This is a genomic window from Tardiphaga sp., from assembly GCF_044340795.1.
Classification (GTDB): domain Bacteria; phylum Pseudomonadota; class Alphaproteobacteria; order Rhizobiales; family Xanthobacteraceae; genus Tardiphaga.
In genome coordinates this window covers 1-20,749 of record NZ_JBIISY010000103.1, presented here as the reverse complement: position 1 = coordinate 20,749, position 20,749 = coordinate 1, and the positions used below count along the sequence as shown (strand labels likewise).

Here is a 20,749-nt window from a genome sequence, read left to right as displayed (position 1 = left end):
CACCACCACCCCGGGCGTCGGCATCAACTGGCTGATCCCCCGCCTCGGCGAATTCACTGCGCTCTATCCGGAAATCCGCATCTCGCTGATCGTCACCGATGAGGAACTCGACCTCTCGATGCGCGAGGCCGATGTGGCGATCCGCACCCGCAAGCCGACCCAGCCGGACCTGATCCAGCGCAAGCTGTTCGCCATGGGTTTCCACGCTTACTGCTCGCCGGAATATATCAAGCATTTCGGCACCCCGCGTACGCTCGACGAACTCGACGGCCACCGCATCATCATGCTGAGCGATGCGCAGGTGTCTCCGCACCTGCAGAACCGCAGCTGGCTGATCGATGCCGGCCGCAACGGCAATGGCCCGCGCGAGGCTTACTTCAAGGTCAATAATATTTTGGGCCTGATGCGCGCCTGCCAGCAGGGCCTCGGCATCGCAGCATTGCCGGACTATCTGGTCGAAGAGAACGACCGCCTCGTGCAGCTGTTCAGCGAGTCCGACTCGATTCAACTCGATACATATTTTGTCTATCCGGAAGAGCTGAAGACCGTGGCCCGCGTGCAGGTATTCCGCGACTTCATCGTCAGCAAGGCGCAGCGCTGGCCCTCATAACCCGCAAATTCAGCGGGCTGCCATGTCTACGCTGACGACATGTCAGACATGACAAGTCATGCGTTGCTGCAGGGCCTCCGCGAGGATCATACTATCCAAACGCTGAGGCTCGCGCCGCGCATTTGTCCCCCTCCTCCAGTGGAGCGGGTCTCAGTTATCCCTCTTGGAAGGTGATTGTGTCGGCCTCTCGAAGGCCAATACCTCAGAGCCGGGCTCGAAAGAGACCGGCTTTTTTTTGTCTCTGTTCGTAGGATGGGTTGAGCGAAGCGATACCCATCACCACCAGCACTGGAGCCTGCGGTGATGGGTATCGCTCCGGCGCTTCGCGCCTGCGCTCAACCCATCCTACACATTCCGCTCAGTCCAATCTCACCTTCGCCAATCGCAGCGCATTTCCGATCACGCTCACCGACGACAACGCCATGGCTGCCGCACCGATCATCGGCGACAGTAGGATGCCGAACACCGGATACAAAATGCCAGCCGCGATCGGCACGCCGGCGGCATTGTAGACAAATGCAAAAGTCAGGTTCTGGCGGATGTTGCGCATCGTCGCCTGTGAGAGATGTCGCGCACGCACGAGCCCTGAGAGATCGCCGGTGAGCAGCGTGACGCCCGCGCTCTCGATGGCGACGTCTGTGCCGGTGCCCATCGCAATGCCGACATCGGCAGCGGCGAGCGCCGGCGCATCATTGACGCCATCGCCGACCATGGCCACACGGCGGCCTTCTCCACGCAGTCGCGTCACCACATCGCTCTTGCGCTCCGGCAATACGCCGGCCTCGACCTCGTCGATGCCGAGCGTCTTCGCCACCGCGCGTGCCGTCGTCTCGTTGTCGCCCGTGAGCATCACGACGCGCAGACCTTCGGCACGCAGCTGATCAAGTGCCTGCTTCGCCGATGGCTTCACGGGATCGGCGATGGCCATCACGCCGGCCACGGCATCGTCAATGGCCACAAAGATCGCCGTCGCGCCCTGCTGACGTGCAGCTTCGGCAATGTCGTCGCAACGCGACGTATCGATCCCGATTTCGCTCATCAGCATCGCATTGCCGAGCGCGACGCGCTGGCCGTCGATTACACCTGAAGCGCCCTTGCCCGACGGTGATGCGAAGTCCGCCACGTCCTTCAGCGCGATCCCGCGCTGCTTTGCGGATGCAACGATCGCCTGCGCCAGCGGGTGTTCGCTCGCGCGCTCGACACTGGCGGCGAGTTGCAGCAACGTCGCGTCGTCACCGCCATCGACCGGCGTGACCGCAACCAGCGACGGCTTGCCTTCAGTGAGTGTGCCGGTCTTGTCGATGACGATGGTGTCGATGCTTTCCAGCCGTTCCAGCGCCTCGGCATCGCGCACCAGGATGCCCGCACCGGCGCCGCGGCCGACGCCGACCATGATGGACATCGGCGTGGCGAGACCGAGCGCGCAGGGACAGGCGATGATCAGCACGGTGACGGCGGCGACGAGCGCATAAGTCAGCCGCGGTTCCGGCCCGACCATCGCCCAGACGGCGAATGCGACAACCGCGGCGGCAAGCACCAGCGGCACGAACCAGCCGGCGACATGATCGGCCAATCGCTGGATCGGCGCGCGCGAACGCTGCGCCCTGGCGACCATGTCGACGATGCGCGACAGCATCGTATCGCGGCCGACCTTGTCCGCCTTGAAGACGAGGCCGCCGCTCTGATTGACCGTGCCGCCGATGACGCGATCGCCCTTCTGCTTGGTGACGGGCATCGACTCGCCGGTGACCATGGACTCGTCCACCGACGAGCGGCCATCGCGCACCATGCCATCGACCGGAATCTTCTCGCCCGGCCGCACGCGCAGCACGTCGCCGATGCGGATGTCGGCGAAGCCAATATCCTCGTCGCCGGATGCGCCGATGCGCCGCGCTGTTTTCGGCGCAAGGCCGAGCAGCGCACGGATCGCACCGGAGGTCTGGTTGCGCGCGCGCAGTTCCAGCACCTGCCCCAGCAACACCAGCACGGTGATGACGGCGGCGGCCTCAAAATAGACGGCGACGGCGCCGTGATGATCGCGGAACGCCGCCGGAAACACGCCCGGCGCCAGCGTCGCCACGACGCTGTAGATCCACGCCACGCCGGTGCCCATGGCGATCAGCGTGAACATGTTGAGATTGCCGGACAGGACGGAGCGCCAGCCGCGCACGAAGAACGGCGCGCCCGCCCACAGCACCACCGGCGTGGCGAGCGCAAACGAGATCCAGTTCGACGTCACCTGCGGCACCAGCTGCATCAGGCCGAGATGACTGCCCATCTCCAGCACGAAGACCGGCAAGGTCAGCGCCAGCGCGATCCAGAAGCGCCGTGTCATGTCGATCAGTTCGGGATCGGGGCCGTGATCGAGCGACACGGTCTCGGGCTCCAGCGCCATACCGCAGATCGGACAGGTGCCCGGCCCTTCCTGGCGCACCTCCGGATCCATCGGACAGATATAGATCGTGCCTGCCGGCATCGGCGGCGCCGGCTCGCGCGGTCGCAGGAAGCTTTCGGGATCGGCGGAGAAGCGCTCGCGACACCGCGCACCACAGAAGAAGTATTCCTGGCCCTTGTAAGAGAACCGCTGCTTGGCCGTGGCGGGATCGACGGTCATGCCGCACACGACATCGAGCACCTTCTCCGGCGCGGCGGGGGCCGATGCGTGATCGCCATGCGAGCAGCAGGATTCGTGCTTGTGATCGTGCCCACCATGGGCGTGCGCATGCGTCGTTTCGGTCACGTCGTCGCCTCTTGAAACAGATACCCTATGGGGGTATATGAGCTGCATGCGCCAAGAGATCAAGACGTCCTGTTTAAAACGCCTCAAACGGATCGAGGGCCAGGTGCGCGGCCTTGCCGGGATGGTCGAGGACGACCGCTACTGCATTGATGTGGTCACGCAGATCGCGGCAGCGCGGGCTGCGTTGCGGCGCGTGGAAGAAGAGATCCTGCGCGATCACGTCGCCCATTGCGTCGAGCATGCGATCTCGTCCGGCGACAAGGCCGATCAGCGGCGCAAGATCGCCGAGCTGATGGATGTCGTGAGCCGCGTCGATCGATGACGGCGCGATGATGCTGCGCCGCGACTTCGCAGACAGGGTTGATGTCGAGTTACCGTCAATGAACGCAATGATGAGCGCGAAACCACAACACACGCAGAGGTCGGTGCAAACGCAGCGTCCGACTGTGCAGCTTTACCGCTAAAAGCGAGTGCGTCCGCTAGCGTACATACCTACGCGAATATAGGTATTTACGTGTCATTACATACTTATATCTAGCGTCGCGTGCAGGTTCAGAATTTTCACCTGCGGTACGCGTTTCATGCTCACGATCTATAACTGCATCGCCAACGCCCACGATCTTCGCCTCGTCGGCCTTGCAGCCATCATCTGCGCGATCGCGTCCATCACCGCCATCACCCTGCTCCGCCACGCGCGGAATGCAGAAGGCGAAATGCGCTATCTCTGGCTCGGCGTCTCCGCGATCTCGACGGGGTTCGGCATCTGGGCCACGCATTTCGTGGCCATGCTGGCATTCTCCCCGGGTCTGCCGAGTGGCTACAATGTCGTGCTGACCGCGGTGTCGCTGGTGGCCGCGATCCTGCTCGTCGGCGCCGGCCTCGCCATCGCGCTGATCCCGAATTTCCGCGCCGGTCCCGCCATTGGTGGCGGCGTCGTCGCCGGCGGCATCGCGGCGATGCATTACACCGGCATGGCAGCGTTCGAAGTTCAGGCCACCATGCAGTGGGATGCTGCGCTGGTGACCGCGTCGATCGTGGTTGGCGCGGTGCTCGGTGCGCTGGCGCTTCCCGTCGGCCTGCATCGCAATGAGCTGTCCTGGCGCATCGGCGGCGCATTGCTGTTGACGCTGGCGATCTGCAGCCATCACTTCACGGCAATGAGCGCCGTGACCATCGTGCCCGATCCGAGCATCGCAGTCTCGCCGCTGTCGGTACCCGCGGGCTGGCTCGCGCTCGGCGTGGCGCTGATCTCATTCGCCATCATCGGCCTCGCGGTGGCCGGCATCGCGCTCGACATCCGCGATCGCCGCCGCACCGATCTCGAAGCCGACCGCATGCTCGGCCTCGCCAACGCAGCCGTCGAAGGTCTGATCGTTTGCGACGGCGACAACATCGTCACCGTGAACAACAGCTTTGCCGCGCTCGCCTGCGCTTCGACCGAGAGCTTTGTCGGCGAGACTCTCGATGCCTGCTTCCCCGACGATCAGCCGCGCGCCGATCTGATGGCGAATCCGAACATGCCGGTGGAGGCCAATCTGCGTCCGCGTCATGGCGCCCCCGTTCCGGTCGAATTGATCCTGCGGCAGATCGACTTTGCCGGCCGGCCGCATCAGGTCATCGCCGTGCGCGACCTGCGTGCACGCAAAGAAGCCGAACAGCACATCCGCTTCCTCGCCCACCACGACGCCCTCACCGGCCTGCCCAATCGCAGCCATTTCAACGATCGCATCGACGCAGAACTCACCAGCACACAGATCGGCCGCAAACACGCGGTGCTGTGCATCGATCTCGATCGCTTCAAGGAAGTGAACGACCTGTTCGGCCATGCCGCCGGCGACAAGGTGCTGCAGACCATCGCGGCACGGGTCAGCGGCCTGCTCGGTGACGGCCAGATCATGGCGCGTCTCGGCGGCGACGAATTCGCGATCCTGATGCCCAATATCCGGCACAATGCTGCAGCGGAAAAACTGGCAGTGCGCGTGCTGGAAGTCTTGCGCGACCGCGATGATGCATCCGAGCTCGGCAGCGTCTCGGCCAGCATCGGCATCGCTTTATATCCCGACGATGCCGCCGATCGCGAATCCGTGCTGGCCCATGCCGACACCGCGCTGTATCGCGCCAAGACCGAGGGCCGCGCCACCCATCGCTTCTACGAGACCGGCATGGGCGACGCGGTGCGCGACCGCCGCATGCTGGAGCACGATCTGCGCGGCGCCGTGGCCGGCGGCCAGATGGCCCTCGTCTACCAGCCGCAGGAAGGCATGCAGCGCGGCACCGTGATCGGCTTCGAAGCGCTGCTGCGCTGGACCCATCCGGCCCGCGGCGTGGTCTCCCCCGCCATCTTCATTCCCATCGCCGAAGACACCGGCGCCATCCTGGAGATCGGCGAATGGGTGATGCGCACCGCCTGCGCGGAAGCTGCAAGCTGGAAGCAGCCGCTGACCATCGCGGTCAACGTCTCAGCCGTGCAGATCTATCACGACAATTTCGTGCCGATGGTGCACCAGATCCTGCTTGAGACCGGCCTGTCACCGTCGCGCCTCGAGATCGAGATCACCGAAACGGCGCTGATCCGCGACCTCAATCGCGCGCTCTCGGCGCTACGCCGGATCAAGGCGCTCGGCGTGCGCATCGCCATGGACGATTTCGGCACCGGCTATTCGTCGCTGTCGAACCTGCGCGCCTTCCCGTTCGACAAGATCAAGATCGATGGCTCGTTCATCAAGTCGGTGAACAACAACGGCCAGGCGGCAACCATCGTCCGCGCCGTGGTGGGGCTCGGCCGCGGGCTCGGACTGCCGGTGCTGGCGGAAGGCGTCGAGACCGAAGCCGAGCTCCAGTTCCTCAACGACGAAAAGTGCGACGAAGTGCAGGGCTATCTGCTCGGCAAGCCGGCGAGCATCGATCACTTCGTCCATGTCACCGAGGGTGTACCGCTGCAGCCGGCCATCGAAGTCGACGTCGAGATCGAGGCTGACGCCAGGGTCGCGTAATCAGCCCTCCAAACGCCAAAAAACGCGCGAGAACGTCGCGCGTTTTTCGGGGATCGGAGGAAGCAGGAGCGATCAGGCCGCCTGCTTGTGCATCGCGCCGTTGGCCGATGCCTGACCGCGAATGGCCTTGATCGAACGTTCGATCGCGGTCCACAGCTTGCTGATCTCGCTGGCTGCGCGACCATCCGCCGAATATTCGCGGGCGCCTTCACCCTCACCGAGGGCGAGCAACAGATCCGCACGATTGGTGATCTGACCCGACCACACCGGCGCCTTGAACTTGGCAAGGGCTTCGCGGGCGAGCGATACGATGCGGCTTTCGTTTTCATCGCGGCGTGCCGGGGCACCGTTGATGACCACAGCATAAGGCTTGCGGGCCGAACGGCAGGACTGGATCGTCGCCTGCACGGCATCGACGTCGAACACGCCCGGACGCGCCGGGATGATCACCATGGTTGCGTTCTTGATGGCATCGTCAACGACGGCCGATGTATTCGGCGGCGTATCGATGAAGACCCATTCGATACCATCGCGCTTTGCAGCGGCGACGATCTCGGACACGCTGCGGTTTGCTACTTTCAGAGCGGGTTCATTTGTTCCGCGCAGCTTGTGCCACAGGGTGAGCGATCCTTGCGGATCGGCATCGATCAGCAGGCATGGCTTGTTGGGCTTATGGACTTGCGCGGCAAGATGAGCAGCCAAGGTGCTCTTTCCAGATCCGCCTTTACGCGAAGCGAAAACAATCACGTTCATATGTTGGCCTCCAGATTGACCCCGGCGGCGAAAATGAATCAGTCCACTGATTCGTTAAAGCCAAAACTTTGCCGGTGATAGATTTATGTGGCTGTATTTCCTCAAATGTTGGCTTTTGAGTCACAGGTTGCGGCGCAACAGCGCTAAAAGTGAGTCATTGGTAGTACGCTTGCCGCCACATTGTCGCATCCAACTACATTTCCGGATGTTACTTACTGCGATTTTGCTTTTGCGAGGCTTGCTCGCTTTGCGCGGTTTTGGCGGCTTTTGCCGCCTGCCGCTCCAGCCATTTACGCTCCAGCCAGCCAAGCAGCTGCGCTACTGGCTTCTGTAGCGGCGGAATATCCTGAGCTATCAGAATGAGGCCGAGTGGCAGCATCCACAGTCCGAGAATGGGCAGGAAGCTGAAAATGCCGCCGATGACGAGCAGGATCGCGAGAGGAAAGCGGACCAGCCGTGACGAAGGCCTGCGCAACAAACTCACAAAACGCGCCGGACCTGCCGGCAGCTTGGTTTCAAACCAGAGAAAATGCCGATCAATCTCGGCCTTGTAGTCGATATCAGCGTCGTTCAAGCGTAACTCCTCGAAGCAAGGAGATGTGACGCCCTGCTTGTGCTCCCAACGTGTCAGTTTGTCACGGGTTCATCGCGGCGTCGCGTTACCGCTTCAATTCGTGCGTTTCGCCACCTTCGCCTTGCGTGCCTTGGCTGGCGCCTTGCGTGCGCTTGCCGGCGTCGGCTGGGCCACCGGCCGGAAGAACTGCGCACAGCCGGGACTGAGCTGCGCCTGCTTCTGCACCATGCAGGCGGTCACGCGGTCGACATCGGGAATGGCCGAACTACACAGCCTGAAGGCGTCGTCGGTACATAGCGCCTGTTCATCGGCGGTATAGCCCTGCGCCTGCGCGGCTCCGCAGCCCGCCATCAGCATCGTCACCAACAGTGCCGCTCTCGCGCCCCCGGACATCGCATCCTCCCTGATGATTGTGCGCAAAGTGTCGGCGACCGGCGTCATCTTGGCAAGTCGCCACCCGCCTGCGGCACGGATGCCGCACCCACCGGGCTTGTCTTGCGGACATTCCTGTAGTTTCTGCTGATCATCCTTTTTCTCGACACGGTTTCCGGAACGATGATCGCACGACGAACACATTTGGCAGATGTCGCATGAACGGCGTCCGCATCGGCATCATCGCCTCGCTGCTTCTCGTCGTCTGGATCGTCTGGCCGAAAGGCGAACAGAGTGCGCCGCCTCGCCCGCTGCTGATCAAATCGGCACTGAAGGAGGCGAAAGATCCGGTGATCGTGCTCGGGGACAGCATCGTGCGTCAGGCGCAGCTGCCGCGCACTTTGTGCAAGCGTCCCGTCGTCAATGCGGGCATCGATGGTTCGACCGCATCAAGCGGTCTCGACGGCATGCTGAAGAAGGCCATCGGCGACAAGAAGGCGGCCCTGATCGTCGTCTCGCTGGGCCTGAATGATGCGGAGACCAGAGACAGCGTCGAGAGCTATCGCCGGAACTACACTGCGCTGCTGACGGCACTGAAGACAATGACCACGCGCCTCGCTGTCGTCGCCGTTACGCCGCTCGAACCGGGCAAGCCGGATGTCGGCAACCGCACGCCGCAGAGTGTCGACGGCTACAATGCCGCTCTGCCGGACATCGCCCGAGACACCGGCGCGGATTTGATCGCGATGCCGGCCATGCCTGCAGGCTTCACCAGCGACGGTATCCATCTGAGCGAAACCGGCGCCGCGATCTGGACCAAGGCCGTTAGCGACGGCGTCACCGCCACGCTCTGCCCGAACGGGTGAGCGTCGCGCGGACGCTCACGCCTCATTGACACCCACGCCGCGCGCATCCAGTTCGCGCTGGCCTTTCGCGGTGACTTCATATTTCGGATCAGGCTCGCGCTTCCCGGTCTCGGCGACCAGCCCCTGCGCAATCAGCTGCTCCACCACCGCCCGCTTGTCGTCGTCGAGGTCAAACCCGGCGACGCGGGCGATGTCGCACATGACAGCGATCCCGGTGTCACTGATCTCGATGGTCTCCATCGCGCTCTCCTCCGTTTAAAGGCAAACGTGGAGCAAGGCGCCGGGGTTCCGGCAGCAGGACCGGCTTCGTTTTTGTGAGGTCTACCCCAATCGGGTCACGACGATTTCAACGCGGGCGCTAGCTTTCCATGAGACACAGGAGGTGTTCGTGGATGATGCAACCTATTATCAGGCCATGCGCGGCTTTTGCCTGCAGCGGGCCAAGATCGAGAGCGAGAGCCGGCTGTTCTGGGAGAACGAGGCGCGCTACTGGGCCCAGCGCCTGACCGTCACCCACCTCCCGCCTTCGGACTGGCCCAGATTCCCGGAAGGCTCGTGGTGGTCCTAGCCGGATCGCGCCAGCTTCGGTCAAACATGACGCAGGCACATATATGTGCCCAGGTTTCAAAACGATGCCTTCTTGTGAAACGTCGGACGGGCACTCACCTACAGCAGCGCGCGAGCGTGGATCGCTCTCACATGTTTTGAATGCCGCTTGAGATGACAATGTTTGGATGGAATCGAAAACGCCTGGCGACATCGTTGCTTCTCTCGTCGGCGCTGGTCCTTCCTGTGCTGCTGATGCTTGCACTGCCCGACGCACTCTTTTCCAAATCCCTGGATACGAGATCCTCCAAAGCCCCGGCTCCTGCAGTATCTGCGAAGAAAGCACACCGCCTGGTCATGTCGATCAATTCCGACGATCCGACCACCATGCGCGCCGTGGTTTCCACAGCGCTGAATCTGCCGCGCTACTATCAAACCATCAATGAAGACGTGACGATCGAGATCGTCGCCTACAATGCCGGGCTGCATATGTTTCGCCTCGACACATCGCCCATCAAGGACCTGCTCCAGACCCTGAGAATGGTGAATCCCGGCGCGATCCGCTTCGTCGTGTGTGAGCTCACGAAGGCTGGCATGGAGCGATCGGAAGGCCGTCAGATTCCCCTGATCGATAACGTCGACAGCATGCCAAGCGGCCCGGCGAGGGTGATCGAATTGCAGGAAGCTGGCTGGTCCTATCTGAGGAATTGAAACACCGATCATGCATCACCCGATCAGCAGACGAGGCTTTCTCGCAGGCAGCAGTGCGGCTCTTGTCGCCCTTGCATCCTCATCGCCAGACGCGGCCGCAGCAGTCACACACAATCAGGACTTCAGAAGCCGTTTCATTTCGCTGCGAGTGGCACATCCGGTTCCATCCGTTGCGATCCCGCTGATCAACAACAAGTCGATTGATCTCACTGCATTCAGGGGATCGCGCGTGATCGTGAATTTCTGGGCAACTTGGTGCCCTGGCTGCCGGCAGGAATTGCCAGCACTTCAGGGGCTGGCAGCGAAGCAGCTTCCCGGTTTGAAGATCGTGGCGATTGCGGCCGATCGCGAGCCGCCCAGAAAGATAACCGAATTCGCCAAAGGGCTCGGCCTATCCAAACTCGCGATTGGCCTGGCGCCAGAATCGCTGATCAATCGCAAGGACAGCGAGCAACTGAGCCCGTTTGTGCTCTATGCCATGCCGATTACATACATCATTGGGAAGTCTGGCGCCGTTGAAGGCTATTTCCTTGGCCAGATAGATTGGTCAGGCGACGAGGCGCTGACATTTATCGAACGCTTCAATTAAACGGGGCTTCTCCGCGGGCCAACTCACCGACGTCGATGGCTCAATCTCAGGGGCGGAATCGGACGATTTTCGTCTGCAGGGACATCATCACATTCGCTGCTCTCGCCAGAATCCACACAGCGGAAACGCGACACCCGGATTTGCCGAGCCAACGGACCCGTTCTGAACTTGCGAATATTGATTCCGGTGAATGGTACAGTTGGGTGGGCTCGAACCACCGACCTCCTGTTCCACAGACAGGCGCTCTAACCAACTGAGCTACAACTGCATCCTTGCGGCCCCTCGCGAAGCGGGGGCGGCGAACGGGGCGGAAACTAGGTGCAACGCCCCTTTTTGGCAAGGCCGCGTTTGCACTGAGAACCGGAATTATCGGGCAAAAACAAACCCCAAAACAAAAACCCGGGCCGAGGCCCGGGCTTTCGGTGGTTAAATCAGCTCTCGCGCTTAGGCGGCGGGCTGGAACAGCTTGTTGGCGCCGGTCTTGATCGGCTCGGCGGTTTCCGAAGCGATCTTCTGGCTGAGCTCGGCGAGCTGCTTCGACTGGCCGGTGAGGGCTTCGAACTGGCTCTTGGCAAAGCCCGACCACAGCTCGAAAGCCTGCGACGGCGATTTCACGCCGATCAGCGACTGGGCGAAATCAAAGCCGGCATTGGTGTTGGTCTTGGCGATGTCGAGCAGGGTCGTCGACACTTCGGCAGCGCCCTTGGTGGCGGTGTTGAACACGGCTTCCACGGTGCTGTTGTGGGTCTCGGCCGCATCCTTGAACTTGGCGTAGCCTTCACGCGCCTGGTTCACGCCCTTTTCGGCGAAAGCGCGGACCTGCTCCGGCAGCTGGAACGGGATAACGGAGGAGGAGAACGGATCGATCTGGTCAGCCATAACGTGCATCCTTCGTAACGATAAAAATCGGGGTGAAGTCACAGACCGCGGATCGCAAAAACGGCATCGTTGCCGTGGATCGACCAGCGGGAAGCATCGTGTGCGCCTCAGAATTAGGCGGCGCGTGATCTTAACTATCGCAATATCATGTCGGATTTGTGCGATGCAACACAATATTGCATTGCAAAATTGCATAAGCAAGCGAAAAAATGCGCGCATACGTCATGGAACGAATTCGCGCACGACTTTCGCGTGCATATGATACCTAAATCGGCCGATAAAGAACCTAAATTGCTTAGCTATTGGGCTTGGCGGCGTCCATGGCGGCGCGGCTGACGATCTGGCCCATTTCGCTTGCCTGATCGGCCAGCGACTTCATCTGGGCCTGCACATATTCGCTCTGCAGGCGCATCACGTCGCCGAGATCCTTGGCCTGCAGCAATTTCTGGGCGTGATCGAGCGAGGCTGCCACGTTCTTTTCGGCGTAGCTGATCGCCTTGGCGCTGACATCCTTGGCGCTGGCGCGGGCGCTTTCACCGCGCGTTTCGATGGACGCGGCGGCGCTATGCGCATTGGCAACGAACTTCTCGAAAGCCTGACGGGCCTGATCGAAGCTGGCCTCGGCCATTGCGCGCATTTCTTTCGGAAATTCGAACTTGTTCTCGGTCATGTCCCTCTCCCTTGGTCACGGACGAGACCCGTGCAGCCTCGCCTTCGTGCATCCGCTCGCAGCCTAGCCATGCTTGGCATCGCCGTTATGACGCAAGGCGCAATCATGGCCTCAGCCATCGTGAACCTTTGTCATTCATTTGCAACATCCAATGACGGGCTGCGGCGAATGGTTCAGCCCGATCAAGAACCTGCCCGCGAAATTAACGTTATCGTTGCTTAGGCCTGTGGGAAGAGCCCGCAGACATGGACCTCGCCGCGCCCGCGCGCGATACTAACGAAGTGTTAAGCATGTTGCCGTTTGCCCCGCAGATCATACCGTTCGAGCGAGGCGGACCTCCGGCGACTCAGCCATGAAGTGCCAATGAGCAGTGCGAAAAGTCAGTTGCGGGGTGTCGGTGATGCACGGCTCGCCATGCACGCCACCAGCGCCCAGCCGGCGTGGCTGTGGTCGCTCGACGGCACGAAGGTGCTGTGGGCGAACCCGGTCGGCGTCAAACTGTTCGGCGCCCGCAACGCGGCTGATCTTGCGACACGTGAATTCGGCGCTGCCGACCCCCATCGCCGCCAGATCGCCCAGCTCGCATTGCGCATGCAGGTGAGCGACACCACGCGGCTGGAGCGGCTGCGCGGTTTCGGTGCCGCGCTCGGCGGACTGATGACCTGCGCCTGCACGCGGCTGGAGTTCGCCGATGGCGAAGCCGGCCTGCTCGTCATCGCAGCGGACAGCATTGCCGGCCGCGGCATGCCGCTGATGCAGCGGCTGCAAAATCTCACCGATGGCATCGACACGCCGATCGCCGCTTTTGCGCGTGATGGTCTGTTTGTCGGCGCCAGCGATACCGCACGCGCGCTGCTCGGCTTCCGCAATCTCAATGACGCCGGCCTCAATGCGGCGCGTGATCACGCATTGAAGGATGGCCGCGCAGAGACGCCGATCGGCTTCGGCCGCATGGTGCTGCAGCGTGTCGGCAGCGGCAGCGATACCGGCCTCGTCGCCCTGATCGCGCCGGGTGCGGTGCATCCCGCGCCGAGCGAGGAAGAGCTCGCGGCTGAAACGCCGCATGACGCGTTCGATGCGCCGGCAGCGGCATTGCTCGCAGATGTCGCGGAAGTCGATCCGGCCCTGGCGCCTGTTGAACAGGCGAACGACGATCACGCCGACGATACGTTCGAGGAATTGTTCGCGCCGACCGAGACAACGGACATTCAGCCCGAGCCCGAGCCTGTTGTTGCAAGCGCTGCTGTCAGTGACGTTGCCGCGCAGCCGACGCCAGAGACACTGCCGCCACTCGCACCGCGCACGATACCGCTGCGCTTCGTCTGGCAGCTCGATGCCGACGATACCTTCACCATCGATTCCGGCGACTTCACGCGCCTGATCGGCCCGCAAGCCGCGGCGATGTCCGGCCGCAAGTGGAGCGACATCTCCGCAGAATTCACCCTCGATCCCGATCATCGTTTTGCCCAGGCGCTGGCGACCCGGCAGACCTGGAGCGGCGTCACATTGTTGTGGCCGGTGGACGATGGCGGCCGTCTTGCCGTCGAATTGTCCGGATTGCCGTTGCAGGATCGCAGCCGGCAACCCGCCGGCTATCGCGGCTTCGGCATCTGCCGCGATCTCGACGGCATGAACCGCCTGATCGCGCAGCAGCATCCGAAGCCGGGCGATCCACCGGACGATTCGCCACCGAAACCGCTCTCGGCCGATGTGGCGCAGGCCGGACCGGTCGACGACCGCATCGATGAACTGATCACGCCACCTGACGACAAAATTTCAGAGCCGACACCGACAGAACCGATCCAGACAAACGAAGCGATCTCCACCGTGCACCCACCCGAAAACGTCGTTCAGTTTCGACCAGGCGATCCGCGATCGCCGGAGCTGTCGCCGGGCGAGAACAGCGCCTTCAACGAGCTCGCGCGCCAGCTTTCGGCACGGCTGGAATCCGAGACCGGCCTGATCGCTGCGCCCGGCACCGCGCCCGTGGAGCCGATCGACACGGCAGACAGTGAAACGGAAGCGGCCGCCACCTGGCTGACCACGCCGCCCGCCGCCCCACGCGGCGAGATGGCGCGCGACCGCATGCTGCTCGACCTGATGCCGGTGGGCGTACTGATCTATCGCCTCGATCGTCTGGTCTATGCCAATCCCGCTTTCCTCGCGCAGATGAACTATCCGACCATCGCGGCGCTGGAGGAGGCCGGCGGCCTCGACACGCTGCAGGTGGAGCCGGATGTCTCGGCGGCATCGAGCGCCTCCGACGGCGGCACCACGGTGACCATCTCCGCCAATGACAAGGCCGGCGACGGCGCCCTGCGCACGCCGGCATCGGCACGCCTGCATGCGATCACGTGGGACAACGAGCCCGCCCATGCGCTGATCTTTGCGCCGGCGCAGACCGAAGCTGCAGCGCCCGCCGTTGTGCCGGAGCCGGTGGTGGAAGAGCCCCTGCCCGCCGGCCATGTGGACGCGGAAGATCTCGCCGCGATCCTCGATACCATGGCCGAGGGCGTCGTGATGTTCGACGCCGAAGGCAATATCAATTCCTGCAACCGCAGCGCCGAAGCGCTGTTCGGCTATGACGGCGAAATGCTCACCCAGCGCAATGTGGTCGAGCTGTTCGCCCATGAGAGCCGTCGCATCGTCAGCGACTATCTCGACAGCGTGAAAGCGGCTGGCGTTGCCAGCCTGCTCGATCACGGCCGCGAAGCGCTCGGCCAGGTCCGCGCCGGCGGCCTGGTGCCGCTGTCCCTGATCATCGGCCGCACCCGTGCCGCGGGCCCGAACTTCTTCGCCGTGTTCCGCGATCTTACCCAGGCCAAGAGGACCGAGACCGAGTTGCTGAACGCCCGCCGCCAGGCCGATCGCTCGGCCACGGCCAAGGCCGATGTGCTGGCGCGCATCAGCCACGAAGTCCGCACGCCGCTCAATGCCATCATCGGCTTTGCCGATGTAATGATCGACCAGCGCTTCGGCCCGCTCGGCAATGAGCGCTACGGCGAATATCTGCGCGACATCCGCGCCTCCGGCGAGCGCGTCATCGCCATCGTCAATGACCTGCTCGATCTCTCGCGCATCGAGACCGGCAAGATCGATCTTGCTTTCTCGACGCAGAATCTCAACGAGATGGTGGAGCAGTGCGTTGCTGTCATGCAGCCGCAGGCCAATCGCGGTCGCATCATCATCCGCACCTCGCTGTCGCATCTGCTGCCCACTATCGTGGCGGATGCCCGCGCGCTGCGGCAGATCACACTCAACCTGATCGGCAGTTCGATCCATCTCGCCAATGCCGGCGGACAGGTGATCGTGTCCACTGCGCTCTCCGACCAGGGCGACGTCGTGCTGCGCGTGCGCGACACCGGCCATGGGCTGAACGAGACCGAGGTGGCGGCGGCCCTGGAGCCGTTCCGCAGCTCCGGCCCCAGCGACACCGAAAGCGCCGGTGTCAGCCTGTCGCTGACCAAGGCGCTGGTGGAAGCCAATCACGCGCGCTTCCAGATCAAGAGCGCGCCGAGCTCCGGCACGTTGATCGAGGTGGCATTCTCGAATGCGGGCAACACCGCGATCAATGCGTAATGTGTAGGGTGGGCAAAGCGAAGCGTGCCCACCTTCACCAGCCGTGCACTTGAAGGTGGGCACGCCGCTTCGCGCCTTTGCCCACCCTACATGGCTACGGCCCGTCGCTTCTTCCGATACCCGATCAGCAGCGGCGCATAGACAATTGCAAAGCCGATGAAGGCCAGCGCCCAGGCGAGCGCGGCCGTATGCAGCAGCGGCACGACGCCCGGTATCAGTACGGCCGCGATCCGCAACAGCGCTGCGACGATAATCAATGCATAGATCACAACCGTCGCCGTCGAGGCATGCAGCGCCTGTCCGGTGTGGCCGAGCGTGGCCCGGCTCATGACGGCCAGCGTCATCACGCCGGCCGCACCCGCCATCCAGGCGTGAAGGCCCGCACTCGCAGGAACATCCTTGAACCCTGCCGCCGCCGAGAGCAGGAATCCGGCCGGGACGAAAGCATAGCCGATGTGAAGGATCAGCAGCAGCCCTTCCCGCATCGTGCGATCGCCGGCCCAGCGCGCGAGGCGCACGATATGCAGCAGTCCTGCCACCAGAAGGAACAAGGCGGTCACGGAATCGAGCGGGTGCGCGATCCACAGCAGCAGCGCCGCCACGGTCAGCACGAGCACCATCTTGTCGAACCGCGCGAAAGGCACCGGCAGGCGCCCGGGATTCTCTCGCACCAGCCAGTTGCGCGTAAAACTCGGAATGATGCGGCCACCGATCAGCGAGAGCAGCAGCACGATGACGGCGACCCCGATGCGGATGCTGATATCGGCCATCACGACATGACGCGCTTCCAGATGAAACGCGACATTGCCGATCAGCAGGCAGCTGACGATGCCGACCACAGGGAGGTTGCGCCAGTTCTTGCCCGCCGCAATTTCGCGCGCGGCAGCGAACACCACCAGCGTCAGGAAAGCCGCATCCACCAGCATGGCGACCAGCCATCCGGTATGCGCAGAGAAGGTGACGACGACGCGCCCAGCGATCCACAACAGCGCGAGGCCGAGCAGCGGCAGGCCGCGGATCGGCAGGCGTCCGGTCCAGTTCGGGATGGCGGTGAACAGGAAGCCGGTCACGACTGCCGACAGGAAGCCATACAGCATCTCGTGAACATGCCAGTCGCGCGGCACAAAGGCCGAGGCGATCTCCAGCCGGCCATGAAAGGCCGGGATCCAGACCAGGATCGACAGCCCGGCATAAAGCGCACCGAGCAGGAAGAAAGGTCGGAATCCCGCCGAGAGCAGGGGTGCATCGGCAATGGCACGGAGACGCGAGAGCATCGTCACCTCCTCAAGGTCTGTTACTTCGCAGCCTTCTCGAACAGCGCAGCAAAATTCGGCTTGGCCTTGCCGGGATGCGAGACGGCCTTGGCTTCGTCCAGATTGGCCGGCGTGCCGACCACCACCAGCGCCACCATGCCCATGCCGTAATGCGGCATGCACTTGATGCCGTAGGCGCCGGGCTTGTCGAAAGTCACCGCAACATCCTGGTTCATTTTGCCGGCAAAAGGCGTCGCATCCGCGGGCATCATGCCCTTGATGGATTCAGCCATGTGGGTCTTGTCGGTAGCGACGAACTTCACCGTATCGCCCGGCTGCACTTTGACAAGCGCCGGCTCGAACACCATCGCGGTGCCGTCGGATCCCTTGTTGAGCATCTTGACCTCGACTTCCGCAGCCGTGGCGGCGCTGGCCAGCGAGATCAGGACAGTGGCGGTTGCAAGCATGACAGCCTTGCGCATCGAACTTTCTCCAGTTTCCCCGCATCTTCAGCGGGATACTGGAAACTAGGCGCAGCGCGGCAATGCCACATTGCTATAGCGCAAACTTCCGCTTGATCGCCGTCAACAGGCGCGGTCTAGAAGGCAGGCACGAGAATGCGAGACGCCATGTCGATCGATCCTTCCCTGGTTGCATATCTGCCGCTCTTCGCGGGCCTCGACACGGCCGCATGCGAGACTATCCTGCGCGACGCCCATTCGCTGCGTGTGGCAAAGGGCAAGCCCGTGTTCGAACAGGGCGCGGAGGTGCACGCCTTCTTCCTCCTGCTGCACGGCCATATCCGTGCGGCCAAGATGACGCCGGCCGGCGAACAGGTGATCGTCCGCTACGTCTCCAGCGGCGAGATCTTCGGCGTCGCCCAGGCGATCGGACTCACCCACTATCCCGCCACGGCCACCACCGTGGAGGACAGCGTGGTGCTGTCCTGGCCCGTCACGGCCTGGGCACGGCTCACCGTGCAGTTTCCGGCACTCGCCGCCAATACGCTGAAGACAGTCGGCGGCCGGTTGCAGGAGGCGCATAGCCGCGTCGTCGAAATGTCCACCGAACAGGTCGAGCAGCGCATCGCCCATGCCCTGCTCCGGTTGGCCGATCAGTCCGGCCGCACAAGCGATCACGGTATCGCGATCGATTTTCCGCTCAGCCGGCAGGACATCGCCGAAATGACCGGCGCGACCATTTTCACGGTCAGCCGCACCCTGAGCAACTGGGAGCAGCGCGGCCTGATCGACAGCAGCCGCCAGCGCATCGTGCTGCGCCAGCCGGAAACGCTGCGCGTTCTGGCCGAGACAGTGCCGGACGAGAACAAGCGCGCAGCCGGCAAGACCTAGGCAGCCTTCGCAGCTGGCACCGCGGCACCCAGCCGGATCGCCACCTGCCCGCGGACACCGACGACATCGCTGCGGTTCTCGATGGTCAGCACGAAGCCGCTGCGGTCTGCCGCACTCTTTGCAATCGCGAGGCCGAGACCGGTGCCGTCGATATCGACCGGCGCCGCCCGGAAGAAGCGATCATAGAGATGCGGGAGCGCCGCCTCCGGAATGCCGCATCCGGTATCCAGCACCTCGATCACCAGATGGTCTTCCAACTGCTGCGTCCCGATGCTGACCGTGCCACCCGCCCGCGTATAGCGCACCGCATTGTCGATCAGGTTGGACACGATCAGGCGCAGATCGTCGGCGCGGACATTCAGCTCGCAGGCCGGCTGCGGCACCACGGTCAGCGTCACGCCCTTGGCCTCGGCCACCGGCGCAAAGCCGGATGCGATCAGCCCGATCAGATCCTGCGCATCCACCGTTTCCGCCTCGCTCTCGATGGAAGCGTCGGCACGCACCAGCGTCATCAACTGGTTGACCGAATAGGACGCGCGACGGATGCCGTCGAGCAGATCCTGCGCGATCTCCCGGGACGGACCGCTCAACTCCCGCGCACGCAGATTGTCGATCTGGATCTGCAGGGCCGCGAGCGGCGTCCGCAATTCATGCGCCGCGTCGGAGACAAAGCGCCGCTGGGTTTCCAATGCGAGCTGATGTCGCTCGATCAGCGAGTTCATGGCCGTCACGAGCGGCACCACTTCGAGCGGCACGCCTTGCAGGCCGAGTGCATCCTTGGCGTCGGCGCTGCGCTCGCCGATCTCCGATGACAGCTTGCCGAGGCCGGACAGAACCCGCTTCACGGCCCATGAGATCAGCAGCCATGCGATCGGGATCGCCGCGATCAGCGGCACCGATGCGCCGGCCGCGGCATAGGCCGCCACTTCCTCGCGTGCACTCCAGCGCTGCGAGACCTGAATCGCATGATTGCCGTCGCGCGACCGGAACACGCGCCAGCGCTCACCGCCGGCGGTGACATCGGCATAGCCAAGCTCTGCCTGCAGCGGGATATCGACGACCGGGCCGGAGCGATGCAGCGGCGTCCTGGTCTCGTCCCAGATCTGGATCACCAGCTGATCCTCGAGCTCGGCATCGATCCGCGGCTCGATATCCTGCCGGAATACGAAACCCGCGGCCATCGCGACCTCATGCAGGGCGTTGTCCTGAAAACTGTTCACCTCGTACTTGACGAAATGATAGGACGTGATGGCTGCGACCACGCCGATGACCACCAGGAGCCCCGTGACATAGTTCATCACGGTCTTGCGCAACGAGGTCATGTCCCCTCCTTCGTCACCGTCCAGCCGGCACCGCGCACGTTGCGCACGATGTCCTTGCCGAATTTCTTGCGCAGTCCGTGGATCAGCACATCGACGGCATTGCTCTGCACCTCCTCGCCCCAGCCATAGATCCGGCTTTCGATCTGGCTGCGCGAGAGAATCTGGCCGGGCCGCTCCATCAGCGCATTGAGCACGGCGAATTCACGGACCGACAGCAGATGCCTGATGTCGCGGAACGTCGCCACCTGCGTCGATGGATCAAGCGTGATGTCACCGGCCGTCATCAGCGGCTGCGCGCGGCCATTGGCGCGGCGCATCACGGCGCGCATCCGCGCCAGCAGCACCGGTAGTTCGAACGGCTTGACGATATAGTCGTCGGCGCCGAGATCGAGCCCGGCCACCATGTCGGACACGCCGTCACGCGCGGTGATGATGAGCGCAGGTGTCGCGAGGCCGGACTGCCGCTTGGCCTTGAGGACATCGAGCCCCGACATTTTCGGCAGGCCGATATCAATCAGCGCCATGGCGTATCCCGAGCGGTCCAGCGCCGCAAAACCGTCGACGCCGTTGCGCGTCCAGTCAACGGTCATGCCGTTTTCGCTCAGGCCGCGCACCAGCGCCTTGCCAAGCATGGCGTCGTCTTCAATCAACAGAACACGCATGGTTCGAAATGATGCCTCGGCAGTGGGAGCTATACAATCGTGGACGCGCATGCCTCATCACAGCGATGCATCGCCGGTGATGGATTTGCGCCTGCCCCTATGAACGCCCGCGCATGTCGGATAATTCCGCCGCGGTGAGCCAATAGACCGATGTTTAGAGTGATTTCAATCCACAGCAGATGATTTGCGACACCTGTGCCACAGCACCGGGCCGATCGAGCCGACTTCGAGTTATTCTAATCGCCATCTAATTCGCCCCTAATTTTCCGAACCGCAGA

Annotated in this window: 20 protein-coding genes and 1 tRNA gene; 9 read left to right on the top strand and 12 right to left on the bottom strand. The window is 63.1% G+C overall.

What is annotated here, in order from left to right; genetic code table 11:
- The coding region (locus tag ACIQ17_RS17520; RefSeq protein WP_398470339.1) for a substrate binding domain-containing protein at nt 1-610 on the top strand (610 nt) is incomplete at its 5' end.
- Between the two features lie 358 nt (nt 611-968).
- Here the strand turns inward: ACIQ17_RS17520 and ACIQ17_RS17515 are convergent.
- Nucleotides 969-3,398 carry a heavy metal translocating P-type ATPase gene (locus tag ACIQ17_RS17515; protein ID WP_398470338.1) on the bottom strand — a complete coding sequence of 810 codons (2,430 nt, stop codon included), beginning with the start codon at nt 3,396-3,398 and terminating at the stop codon, nt 969-971.
- Between ACIQ17_RS17515 and ACIQ17_RS17510 the strand changes: the two genes are divergently transcribed.
- Both ACIQ17_RS17510 and ACIQ17_RS17505 read left to right on the top strand, forming a co-directional pair.
- Nucleotides 3,397-3,672, top strand: a complete 276-nt coding sequence (locus ACIQ17_RS17510) for a metal-sensitive transcriptional regulator (protein ID WP_398470337.1) — start codon at nt 3,397-3,399, stop codon at nt 3,670-3,672. The two genes, ACIQ17_RS17515 and ACIQ17_RS17510, sit on opposite strands and share 2 nt — an antisense overlap.
- A 259-nt stretch (nt 3,673-3,931) precedes the next feature.
- Nucleotides 3,932-6,343, top strand: a complete 2,412-nt coding sequence (locus tag ACIQ17_RS17505; protein WP_398470336.1) for an EAL domain-containing protein — start codon at nt 3,932-3,934, stop codon at nt 6,341-6,343.
- Between the two features lie 72 nt (nt 6,344-6,415).
- Here ACIQ17_RS17505 and ACIQ17_RS17500 read toward each other — a convergent pair whose 3' ends face one another.
- From ACIQ17_RS17500 to ACIQ17_RS17490, 3 genes are all read right to left on the bottom strand, one after another.
- Nucleotides 6,416-7,096 carry an AAA family ATPase gene (locus ACIQ17_RS17500; RefSeq protein ID WP_398470335.1) on the bottom strand — a complete coding sequence of 227 codons (681 nt, stop codon included), beginning with the start codon at nt 7,094-7,096 and terminating at the stop codon, nt 6,416-6,418.
- Between the two features lie 208 nt (nt 7,097-7,304).
- Nucleotides 7,305-7,670: a hypothetical protein gene (locus tag ACIQ17_RS17495; RefSeq protein ID WP_398470334.1), complete on the bottom strand. Its 366-nt coding sequence runs from the start codon at nt 7,668-7,670 to the stop codon at nt 7,305-7,307.
- Between the two features lie 93 nt (nt 7,671-7,763).
- Nucleotides 7,764-8,063 (bottom strand): hypothetical protein, encoded by a 300-nt coding sequence (locus ACIQ17_RS17490; protein WP_398470333.1) that lies wholly within the window; start codon nt 8,061-8,063, stop codon nt 7,764-7,766.
- Nucleotides 8,064-8,260: 197 nt separating this feature from the next.
- Here ACIQ17_RS17490 and ACIQ17_RS17485 point away from each other — a divergent pair, with 197 nt between their 5' ends.
- Nucleotides 8,261-8,908, top strand: a complete 648-nt coding sequence (locus tag ACIQ17_RS17485; protein ID WP_398470332.1) for an SGNH/GDSL hydrolase family protein — start codon at nt 8,261-8,263, stop codon at nt 8,906-8,908.
- A 15-nt stretch (nt 8,909-8,923) separates the two neighbouring features.
- Here the strand turns inward: ACIQ17_RS17485 and ACIQ17_RS17480 are convergent, their stop codons facing one another.
- Entirely contained in the window at nt 8,924-9,148 is a 225-nt protein-coding gene (locus ACIQ17_RS17480; RefSeq protein WP_398470331.1) for a hypothetical protein, read from the bottom strand.
- A 148-nt stretch (nt 9,149-9,296) separates the two neighbouring features.
- On the opposite strand from ACIQ17_RS17480, the gene ACIQ17_RS17475 reads away from it, so the two are divergent.
- From ACIQ17_RS17475 to ACIQ17_RS17465, 3 genes are all read left to right on the top strand, one after another.
- Nucleotides 9,297-9,476 carry a hypothetical protein gene (locus ACIQ17_RS17475; RefSeq protein ID WP_398470330.1) on the top strand — a complete coding sequence of 60 codons (180 nt, stop codon included), beginning with the start codon at nt 9,297-9,299 and terminating at the stop codon, nt 9,474-9,476.
- 158 nt (nt 9,477-9,634) lie between these two features.
- Nucleotides 9,635-10,165 (top strand): hypothetical protein, encoded by a 531-nt coding sequence (locus ACIQ17_RS17470; protein WP_398470329.1) that lies wholly within the window; start codon nt 9,635-9,637, stop codon nt 10,163-10,165.
- A gap of 10 nt (nt 10,166-10,175) precedes the next feature.
- On the top strand, nt 10,176-10,754 hold the full coding sequence (locus tag ACIQ17_RS17465) for a TlpA disulfide reductase family protein (protein WP_398470328.1): 579 nt from the start codon (nt 10,176-10,178) through the stop codon (nt 10,752-10,754).
- A gap of 191 nt (nt 10,755-10,945) precedes the next feature.
- Here the strand turns inward: ACIQ17_RS17465 and ACIQ17_RS17460 are convergent.
- The 3 genes from ACIQ17_RS17460 to ACIQ17_RS17450 all read right to left on the bottom strand — a co-directional run bounded on the left by ACIQ17_RS17460 (nt 10,946) and on the right by ACIQ17_RS17450 (nt 12,303).
- Nucleotides 10,946-11,022 (bottom strand) — tRNA-His (locus ACIQ17_RS17460).
- Between the two features lie 176 nt (nt 11,023-11,198).
- Nucleotides 11,199-11,633 (bottom strand): phasin, encoded by a 435-nt coding sequence (locus ACIQ17_RS17455; protein ID WP_398470327.1) that lies wholly within the window; start codon nt 11,631-11,633, stop codon nt 11,199-11,201.
- Between the two features lie 295 nt (nt 11,634-11,928).
- Nucleotides 11,929-12,303: a phasin gene (locus tag ACIQ17_RS17450; RefSeq protein WP_398470326.1), complete on the bottom strand. Its 375-nt coding sequence runs from the start codon at nt 12,301-12,303 to the stop codon at nt 11,929-11,931.
- A 363-nt stretch (nt 12,304-12,666) separates the two neighbouring features.
- On the opposite strand from ACIQ17_RS17450, the gene ACIQ17_RS17445 reads away from it, so the two are divergent.
- Complete coding sequence (locus tag ACIQ17_RS17445) at nt 12,667-15,882, top strand: PAS domain-containing protein (protein ID WP_398470325.1); 3,216 nt, start codon at nt 12,667-12,669, stop codon at nt 15,880-15,882.
- Nucleotides 15,883-15,968: 86 nt separating this feature from the next.
- On the opposite strand, the gene ACIQ17_RS17440 is transcribed toward ACIQ17_RS17445, so the two are convergent.
- Together ACIQ17_RS17440 and ACIQ17_RS17435 are read right to left on the bottom strand one after the other, a co-directional pair.
- Nucleotides 15,969-17,156 carry an NnrS family protein gene (locus ACIQ17_RS17440; RefSeq protein ID WP_398470324.1) on the bottom strand — a complete coding sequence of 396 codons (1,188 nt, stop codon included), beginning with the start codon at nt 17,154-17,156 and terminating at the stop codon, nt 15,969-15,971.
- Nucleotides 17,157-17,176: 20 nt separating this feature from the next.
- A complete protein-coding gene (locus ACIQ17_RS17435) occupies nt 17,177-17,617 on the bottom strand; it encodes a pseudoazurin (protein WP_398470323.1) in 441 nt (146 codons plus the stop codon).
- A gap of 147 nt (nt 17,618-17,764) precedes the next feature.
- Here ACIQ17_RS17435 and ACIQ17_RS17430 point away from each other — a divergent pair, with 147 nt between their 5' ends.
- On the top strand, nt 17,765-18,487 hold the full coding sequence (locus ACIQ17_RS17430; protein WP_398470322.1) for a Crp/Fnr family transcriptional regulator: 723 nt from the start codon (nt 17,765-17,767) through the stop codon (nt 18,485-18,487).
- Here the strand turns inward: ACIQ17_RS17430 and ACIQ17_RS17425 are convergent.
- On the bottom strand, nt 18,484-19,809 hold the full coding sequence (locus tag ACIQ17_RS17425) for an ATP-binding protein (protein WP_398470321.1): 1,326 nt from the start codon (nt 19,807-19,809) through the stop codon (nt 18,484-18,486). The two genes, ACIQ17_RS17430 and ACIQ17_RS17425, sit on opposite strands and share 4 nt — an antisense overlap.
- Nucleotides 19,806-20,471 carry a response regulator transcription factor gene (locus tag ACIQ17_RS17420; protein ID WP_398470320.1) on the bottom strand — a complete coding sequence of 222 codons (666 nt, stop codon included), beginning with the start codon at nt 20,469-20,471 and terminating at the stop codon, nt 19,806-19,808. The genes ACIQ17_RS17425 and ACIQ17_RS17420 overlap by 4 nt, the downstream gene beginning before the upstream one ends.
- Nucleotides 20,472-20,749 lie beyond the last annotated feature (278 nt).

Bases quoted from the DNA above. Each gene is read 5' to 3' on its own strand.
- ACIQ17_RS17510 (WP_398470337.1), top strand. From the start codon at position 3,397: ATGCGCCAAGAGATCAAGACGTCCTGTTTAAAACGCCTCAAACGGATC.
- ACIQ17_RS17515 (WP_398470338.1), bottom strand. From the start codon at position 3,398: ATGCAGCTCATATACCCCCATAGGGTATCTGTTTCAAGAGGCGACGAC.
- ACIQ17_RS17505 (WP_398470336.1), top strand. From the start codon at position 3,932: ATGCTCACGATCTATAACTGCATCGCCAACGCCCACGATCTTCGCCTC.
- ACIQ17_RS17500 (WP_398470335.1), bottom strand. From the start codon at position 7,096: ATGAACGTGATTGTTTTCGCTTCGCGTAAAGGCGGATCTGGAAAGAGC.
- ACIQ17_RS17490 (WP_398470333.1), bottom strand. From the start codon at position 8,063: ATGTCCGGGGGCGCGAGAGCGGCACTGTTGGTGACGATGCTGATGGCG.
- ACIQ17_RS17485 (WP_398470332.1), top strand. From the start codon at position 8,261: ATGAACGGCGTCCGCATCGGCATCATCGCCTCGCTGCTTCTCGTCGTC.
- ACIQ17_RS17480 (WP_398470331.1), bottom strand. From the start codon at position 9,148: ATGGAGACCATCGAGATCAGTGACACCGGGATCGCTGTCATGTGCGAC.
- ACIQ17_RS17470 (WP_398470329.1), top strand. From the start codon at position 9,635: ATGTTTGGATGGAATCGAAAACGCCTGGCGACATCGTTGCTTCTCTCG.
- ACIQ17_RS17465 (WP_398470328.1), top strand. From the start codon at position 10,176: ATGCATCACCCGATCAGCAGACGAGGCTTTCTCGCAGGCAGCAGTGCG.
- ACIQ17_RS17455 (WP_398470327.1), bottom strand. From the start codon at position 11,633: ATGGCTGACCAGATCGATCCGTTCTCCTCCTCCGTTATCCCGTTCCAG.
- ACIQ17_RS17450 (WP_398470326.1), bottom strand. From the start codon at position 12,303: ATGACCGAGAACAAGTTCGAATTTCCGAAAGAAATGCGCGCAATGGCC.
- ACIQ17_RS17445 (WP_398470325.1), top strand. From the start codon at position 12,667: ATGAGCAGTGCGAAAAGTCAGTTGCGGGGTGTCGGTGATGCACGGCTC.
- ACIQ17_RS17440 (WP_398470324.1), bottom strand. From the start codon at position 17,156: ATGCTCTCGCGTCTCCGTGCCATTGCCGATGCACCCCTGCTCTCGGCG.
- ACIQ17_RS17435 (WP_398470323.1), bottom strand. From the start codon at position 17,617: ATGCGCAAGGCTGTCATGCTTGCAACCGCCACTGTCCTGATCTCGCTG.
- ACIQ17_RS17430 (WP_398470322.1), top strand. From the start codon at position 17,765: ATGTCGATCGATCCTTCCCTGGTTGCATATCTGCCGCTCTTCGCGGGC.
- ACIQ17_RS17425 (WP_398470321.1), bottom strand. From the start codon at position 19,809: ATGACCTCGTTGCGCAAGACCGTGATGAACTATGTCACGGGGCTCCTG.
- ACIQ17_RS17420 (WP_398470320.1), bottom strand. From the start codon at position 20,471: ATGCGTGTTCTGTTGATTGAAGACGACGCCATGCTTGGCAAGGCGCTG.